Consider the following 7178-nt stretch of genomic DNA (forward strand, 5'->3'; position numbering starts at 1 on the left):
CCGGAGTCCCGAAATTCCTTACGCTAAAGCTCGACGGACCACCATTGCCGGATATCAATGAGTGTCTGTGCACATGTACCCAGGCGCCGGGTCCGAATGGAAGCATCTCCTGCACGGTGGCAAAAGATACGACCCCTTAGGACGCTCGTGGCGTATCGAATCGCGTGACAACCATTGTCGTGAAAGCGCACCGACAGAGCGGCCAGCGGAGAATATCTCCGCGAAATCCTCGACAAGAATGGCGATCATGTGCGTTTGACCGAAAAAGCCCGTTTACTTGTTAGGGTATTTCTGAGAATTCCCTAGAAATCGTAACAGGGATTTAAATTGATCCGATCAGCGAATTAAATGCATCCAGTTGTAGCAAAACCCCAAGCCCGAGACCGCCAAACCATCGCGATTGAGCGATCGTTTCGCAAGCCTACCCAAGGTGCGAGCTAACCTGGGTCTACAGGGCCGGCTCGTGGAGTGACTGGCTAAACTGAAGCTCGCGATGGCGGTGAGAGATCAGGATCGAGTGATGCGCTCGATCGGTTTCGCCCCGCGCACGATACTTTCCCTGCTGCTGTGCGAATCGCTGCTGATCGGATTGCTGGGCGGCATTCGACCAAGGTGCGGAAAGGAAGTTCCCTACGATAAGGTGCATAGTATTTGAAGAGATTTTTCTTGATATTCTCCGAACGAATCGACGGGTAGAAGTGCTTGAAGTCGAGACTGCAGAGATATGGGCTTTGATATGAGAGCGGTCTGGTCCTCCAGAAGGATGCCTTCAGGTACTTTGGCAGGTAGGCAGGGTGCACGGAGTGGGACCGCCGCGACGTGTCGATAGGTGAATCATTCCGGTTAGTACGAGCGCACCGAGCAGCAGCTTCAATGTGTCGACGATATAGAGGCCAGCTATCTTCAAAACTTCTGGTACAATTCGCCTTGCCAATGAGTATACGAGGAAGGGGTCGCCGAACTGTTTTTAACAGATCTGCGACGCGCCGGAGTCCTGTACAAACGGTAGCCGTAGACCCATGGCGGCATCAGGCCATCCAAATTAGGCCCAATAACATTTGCCACGGCAATCCAGGCAATCTGATCGCGAACTGCCAGCTCGAAAAACTGGCGCATGCGCGTATTTCCGTCTTTCGGTTTTTTGGGGATTGGCAGGAGGCGCAGCGCCGATGTCTTATATTCCCCAGAGAGAAAGTCGTGACGAAGGCGGTTCAGCTCTTCAACGAGCGACAGCTCGAACTCGGCAAATTCTAATTCGTCGCAAACATCATGAAGACCGTGCTTGTATTTCTTTGCCTTACGGAACGGGGAGAAAAGGTTGTCCCAGTCGGCGACTCTACCGCTCGTCGATTGCATTGCCGACCTTCAGACTGCTCCCGAGATGGCGCTCATCACCCGAGACGATTTATCACACGTCTCCAAGTTCAAGCAACGAAGGGTCCACCGCCGTTAACTCGAGAGCAAGAGGATATCAACAAGCCGGCGAAACTCGGAACGCTAAGCCGCGGCGAATGCTTCGCCGACGTCTGAATGAATTTAGACAGAATCAAGCGAGAGGATGAAGAAGGATATGCGCGGCTCCTCTTCCTTCTCAATCAATCGAGCGTTGAGAGTATGCACGGCCTTTGAACCTCGCTCTTCCCTCTGAGCTACCGATGCAAATCGTTAGCGTCGCCAAGGCAGGTGACAATCGTGCTTCGCGTTCATCGCGCATGTCGGGTTGCCGGGGAGTAAGATCGCCACGTTCCGCATAACCTTCGATAATCGCGGGTCAGCATGTGCCTCCCGCGTAATTTAATGAGGCGCCGTGCGCTCGAACCTAAGATTTTGTACTCGCTTCCAATATCCGCTCATCAGGAAACCGGAGACTTTTCCTTGCGGGTCGCGAGTGAAGCGAACGCGCCTGTCGCCACCGATAAACAAGTCGCTCGTCACAGGCGCGAGAGGTTGTCCGGCCAGCTTCAGAGCGCGCAGCAGGAGACCATTTCCCTCGACGGCCAAATAGTACGGGATGTCAAGCTCTCTGCTTGAATACTCACCCTCGAAATCACGCAGCTCTGCCGCGCTAGGATGGTATTCAGGAACTCGCCACCTTCGTGCGGAGCGGGCTGGCGCGCGCCGACTAGCTCAAAGCCAAAGCGCGATGCCATCGGGGAGCAAAACCCCGAACCACTGGCCGTTGGCTATAGTCTTACGGGCGGGAGAACTCCGTAGCGCCGATTCGTAGTCGGATCAATTTTGGCAGCCATCTCCCGAGCCGATGCCAACCACCGGCGGTACGCCCGAACCATCGCCGGACTCATCGGATCTATCAGTGGTGGATCGCCTTTGAGCCTGCCCTCCATCCATTCGACCCAGGCGCCCTCGGCTGACGTAATTTCGTTGGCCTGAGGATCGGGCGGTGTCAAAACCGAACCCACCCAGGCGTAGGCGCTGCGCATTCGGTGCGGCAGACTCGGCCCGACATGATCGGCGCCGCGCGCCACATGGTACTCGTGCGAGATATCGAGATCCCACAATACCCGGTGGAGAAACTCTGCGCCGTCGTGAAGGTTGAATACATCCTCGTCGCCAGCTTCGATATAGATCGCAAGACCGCTGGCGCGGATCGCGTCGGCGTTGGCAATCGCAAGATTGGCGGGATTATTGGCCTTGAAGAGCGCCGCGTCGCGATTCGAACCGACAAGCTGATCGGCGCTGGCATCGCCGCCCGACTTCAGGACCAGCGGGTAGAAGAAGTGGTTGCGCGCGGTGACGTCATTAAGCTGCAGCGCGGGATCAAGAGCCGGCTCGAGCGCGGCCACGGCCGCAAATCTATCGGGGTTCCGGAACGCAATTCTCAAACTGCCGTGGCCGCCCATCGACGTGCCCGAAATGACTGTCGAATTGCGATCGCCCCGAACGTTGTAGGTGCGGCGCAGATGCGCGATGAAATCCTGCGCGATAAAACTCTCCCAGCGGATTCTGCCGCCCGGGTGATCCAGATAAAAGCCCAACGGGCTGATGCCGGCCGAGGCGAGCACCAGCGGCGGCATCGCCCCACTTGCCCACAGTTCGTCGTAAATCGGCTTCGAATCGACAAGGTTCTGATGGCTCCCGCCGCCGCCATGCAAAACCAGGCACAGTGGCACCGGGCCACCTTGGTCGTAACCCGGCGGCAAAATGGCTGCATACGGCACTCCCTCCGGCGCGAAATCAACCGGCAGCTTTGATCTCTCAACGCGTGAGTTTGCCATGCTCCGACGATGCTCAGGATCAGAAGCCGTCGTCAAGGCTGAAGGCCTTGGTTTCCGGGTTCACTTGCAATTGTGACGTTACTTTCTCTGAACTCCCCAGTTGGGTTCATTCAAATGCAGAACGATCTGCAACCCACCGACTTGCGCGACTTCGGGTCCCAGGACCGCCAATCTCGGAAGTTGAATGTTCTTCGATTCAACTGCATCACGCTCAATAGTGGCCTTTGCTCGCCCCTGCGGATGCTTCCGTGCCTTCGTCGCGGCGACCTCTCAAATCATAGATATAGACGACCGAACGGAGCGCTGCCATTGGTACATATTGGTTAAATAGTACCGGACCGTCGCGGCGGTGAAACGCCGGTATTTCGCGCACTCGTGCGCGGAGATGCGAAACGAGTTTCAGGTGTGCGCAAAGCGCACCGGGTGGACGGCGGGCGGAGAGAATCCAGGCCACATCCGCCGCGAAGCCAGCAATTGATGATTCTCCGGTACGCTTTGAATGCGCGGAAGCCGCGCACACGCGCGGATTTCGCGCACATCTGCGGAGAATGCCCTACGTCGAGGACTGACTGGCGGATGACGCAGTCTGCTGCGAACTGCTCTCCGCAACGAATCCCTGATCACTAGCAGGTTGCGGAAAAAGTGTTTTTAACCCCTGACAACATTGATCCAAGACGCACTCTCGCAATCGTAGTAATGCTTACTCTTCGCCGAAATCGTCTTTCGCCGGGTTTTTCCGCAACCTGCTAGGGAAAATACAGGGTATTTCTCAGATTTTGGGCCTAGATAGGACCGTCCAACCGAAAAAAGACCGCGTATATGCGATGCAATTTCTGAGAATTCCGTAGAAATCTTAACAGGGATGTTAATTGATCGGATCAAGGAATTAAATGTCCCTGTTCCCCTTCCGAACAGGGAATTTGATCGTTTTTATCCCCTCTGCCTTTTTCAAAGGAAAAGGGCAAGCCACCGAGATAAAAAGGATTGAATCTTGATCCACAGCCTGAGAAGACCTTCGTCTCGCTCGACTTTTGCCTCACCACTGAATTGTCGTTGATCGTAAGGCGTCCGTTCTGCTGGGTGGGTGCAGTGGGCATATACCTCAAGGCGAACTGACACTTGCCTTCGGCGGGAACGCTGGCACCAGCACGGCAGGGTGCTTGAGGCGGCATCCACGGTGAATGATCCGGTGACGGTCCCGGCTATCGATCCAAGATCGGTGCGTCTTGCCGGCGGTCGCCAAGAAATTTCATTGAGGCGCAGCCCTGGGTAGGGTATCGACTGTTCAGTGGGCCGCGTTGACCACCGCTTGCAGCGTGAACATGGTTTTGCTCGCTGCGCCCATGTTGATGTACCAGGTTTCCTTCTCGGTGGTATCTGGAGACGGCAGGAAGCAAGTTTCGGCCAGGCCGGATTGTACGTCGGTCGTGGTCTCGGCGATCTCAAAGAGGCGCTTGAACGGATAGATAGCGATCCGCGCGTCGGGGACCGGGCGATCGCGATAGGTCAGCCAGTTCGCGAAGCTTTTGTAGAGCTCGCCCTTGCGGCTGTATGCGTCATGAGCCAGCACCACCCATCCTTCGGCGTCGATATAAACGATGTGCTTTGAGTAGAGCTCCTCGGGGACGCGGCTGCGGCGCGGGGTGCCTTCGACAATGAACATGCGGCGCAACTGCCATCGTTCGGGGCAGACGCTAGCGTGCCCATCGGTCGGGCAAGGAGTGCCGGGAACATGTTCGACGTTGATCGCAGCGAGCATCGTTTTCTCGCCGAGAAATTTCCAGTCGTAATTCTCGTTCTTGGCGCTGAAGCCTTCGTAGTCGTCCGGGTAGAACTGCTCGACACCCTGCGAACTGCCGAGCGCGGCCTCATTCTGTCGGCGCAGCCTGCGCGAACCCGGCCTCCAAAACCATGCGTCGTCACCACGGTTCGGGTCAGCATAACGAAACCGAAGAAAAGCCTGGCCGCGAATCTCGGCAGGCGCGAGCACCGGATAGAGCGCGGTCATGAAGTAGCGCCCGGTGGATTTGAAATCGGGATCGAAGGGCAACGGCTCGATTTCCGTTCGCCCAACTTCGTTATACAGCAGATAGTGGCCGACCTCCTCGTACTCGACTTCGTGCTCTTTCTTGTCGCGTTCCTCGAAGCGTCCGTGACAGCCGAAGAAGCGCGCGTCGAGATCGTCGGTGTACATCGGCCGGAACGAGTTGTTCCACATGATCTTGACTGCAGCGTAGGGGTCATTGGGATCGACCAGCGGAAACGGCTGTCCCGCCACATAGCCGACGAGGCTCCGATGATCTGCCGAGAGCGTCACCTGCGCCGAGTATTTCTCGGTCGCTTCTTTATACGGCGGCGGCCAATCGATTCGTTCCGTCGGGACTATCTTCATCGTCATGCCGTGCTGGACGCGCCAATACACTCCCGGCGCGAGCAGGTCTTTCACTAACGGCGCATTATCGGCGGTGATGAAGTCGCCGGGCTTCACCTGCGCCGAGACTCGAATAGAGATCGCCAGGACTACGGTGACGATCGCTAGGAACGAAACGAATTTGATTTGCGGTTGGCTTCGCATCTCGAAGTTCACGAGATCATGGACGCGCTGAGGTCCCCGCTGTTCGGGCAGGCAAGAGTCAGCAGAGAAACTATCAGAGATCGCAGCGAGAACCCATTCTCGCCAAGAGTCAACTGTCGGCGGCGCCGGAATGGAGGTCGCGGCCGAGGCGCTCGCGGCCCAGCATGATCACGACCGCAGTTGAAACCATCACGATCGCAGCGACCCCCGCGAGCGCCGCCGAGTAGCCGAATTTCTCCGCGAGCAGCGCCTCGCCGAACGCGGCGTTGGATGCGAGCAGCACGCCCATCTGATACGCGAGGCCGGAGAACAGGCCGCGCACTTCGGGCGGTGATAGCTCGGTGAGATGCGCCGGGATGACGCCCCATGCGCCCTGCACCATGAACTGCATCAGAAAGGCGCCGGCGATCAGCATCGCGAGCGTGCCCGGATAGATCCAGAGCGGCACGACCAATCCGGCGCAGATCACCGCGAACGCCATCGTGCGGCGCCGTCCGAGCGCAGTGGGCGGCGCTGCTATGGCCCGGAGCTCGACCCGCTTTACGTCGACACCATCATTCGCTGCTGGCAGACGTTCACGCGCAGCAGCGCTCGACACGCTTCATCTGGCAAACAGTTTGCGGATATTGAGGCCGAAGAGGGGCAGGCAGCGGAGGATAGAGGGAATGGAGGATAAGGACGATCCGAATTACAGAGTAGGCTACCGTCGACCGCCACGACAGCACCAATTCAAGAAGGGACAGTCCGGTAATCCCAAGGGGCGGCCGAGGGGGTCAAAGGGCAGCAAGACCTTGCTCAGAAAAATCCTCGCACAGAAGGTAGCCGTGAACGAACAGGGCCAGCAACGAAGCATCTCCATGCTCGAAGTCGTCCTCAAGCAATGGATCAACAAGGCGGCTCGCGGAGACTACCGCTCGATACGATTGCTGCTCGAGAACATACCCGCGTTGGAGAAGCATCTGCCTGAATCCAGGAAAAAATCAGGCGGCATATCGGACAAAACCGCGGAGGCCATCATGAAAGCCCTGGTGGGAGATCCGTCAGAATTCAACTACAAATGAATCCAGTGAAGAGGTTCGTAGTGATCTGCAATCGCTCTTAGACTGAGGAGATCAGAAGCATGATTCCACAGGATCGGCTTGCGGCCCACAGGGCGACCGCTTGGTGCCAAAGCACGAAGGTCAAAGGCGATTCTGAGGACGGACGGAGGGATCGGGACTTCTTCGCACAGCGACGAGGCTCTGACAGTGAAATTAGCGAGTCGGTTGTGATTGAACTTCCGTTCGGAAGTTCAATTCGGTGGTGGAGGAACGAACAACGGTGAAGAAAAAAGACGGGAACGATGAGATAGGCTACGGCAAGCCGCC

General features: G+C 57.1%; 5 protein-coding genes. 1 reads left to right on the top strand and 4 read right to left on the bottom strand.

Annotated elements, in window-relative coordinates:
* Positions 1–903 precede the first annotated feature (903 nt).
* From Q7S58_RS14225 to Q7S58_RS14240, 4 genes are all read right to left on the bottom strand, one after another.
* Complete coding sequence (locus Q7S58_RS14225) at positions 904–1356, bottom strand: hypothetical protein (RefSeq protein WP_304826897.1); 453 nt, start codon at positions 1354–1356, stop codon at positions 904–906.
* A gap of 827 nt (positions 1357–2183) precedes the next feature.
* Positions 2184–3236: an alpha/beta hydrolase family protein gene (locus Q7S58_RS14230; RefSeq protein WP_304826900.1), complete on the bottom strand. Its 1053-nt coding sequence runs from the start codon at positions 3234–3236 to the stop codon at positions 2184–2186.
* A 1285-nt stretch (positions 3237–4521) separates the two neighbouring features.
* On the bottom strand, positions 4522–5811 hold the full coding sequence (locus Q7S58_RS14235) for a DUF1329 domain-containing protein (protein ID WP_304826903.1): 1290 nt from the start codon (positions 5809–5811) through the stop codon (positions 4522–4524).
* 109 nt (positions 5812–5920) lie between these two features.
* A complete protein-coding gene (locus Q7S58_RS14240) occupies positions 5921–6292 on the bottom strand; it encodes a hypothetical protein (protein ID WP_304826906.1) in 372 nt (123 codons plus the stop codon).
* Between the two features lie 184 nt (positions 6293–6476).
* Between Q7S58_RS14240 and Q7S58_RS14245 the strand changes: the two genes are divergently transcribed.
* On the top strand, positions 6477–6872 hold the full coding sequence (locus Q7S58_RS14245; protein WP_304826909.1) for a DUF5681 domain-containing protein: 396 nt from the start codon (positions 6477–6479) through the stop codon (positions 6870–6872).
* The last annotated feature ends 306 nt before the right edge of the window (positions 6873–7178 follow it).

The sequence above is a fragment of the Candidatus Binatus sp. genome (assembly GCF_030646925.1).
Classification (GTDB): Bacteria; Desulfobacterota; Binatia; order Binatales; family Binataceae; genus Binatus.

What these genes read in the sequence shown, in the direction of transcription:
- Q7S58_RS14240 (WP_304826906.1), bottom strand. Translation starts at nt 6,292, where the DNA reads ATGGCGTTCGCGGTGATCTGCGCCGGATTGGTCGTGCCGCTCTGGATC.
- Q7S58_RS14225 (WP_304826897.1), bottom strand. Translation starts at nt 1,356, where the DNA reads ATGCAATCGACGAGCGGTAGAGTCGCCGACTGGGACAACCTTTTCTCC.
- Q7S58_RS14245 (WP_304826909.1), top strand. Translation starts at nt 6,477, where the DNA reads ATGGAGGATAAGGACGATCCGAATTACAGAGTAGGCTACCGTCGACCG.
- Q7S58_RS14230 (WP_304826900.1), bottom strand. Translation starts at nt 3,236, where the DNA reads ATGGCAAACTCACGCGTTGAGAGATCAAAGCTGCCGGTTGATTTCGCG.
- Q7S58_RS14235 (WP_304826903.1), bottom strand. Translation starts at nt 5,811, where the DNA reads ATGCGAAGCCAACCGCAAATCAAATTCGTTTCGTTCCTAGCGATCGTC.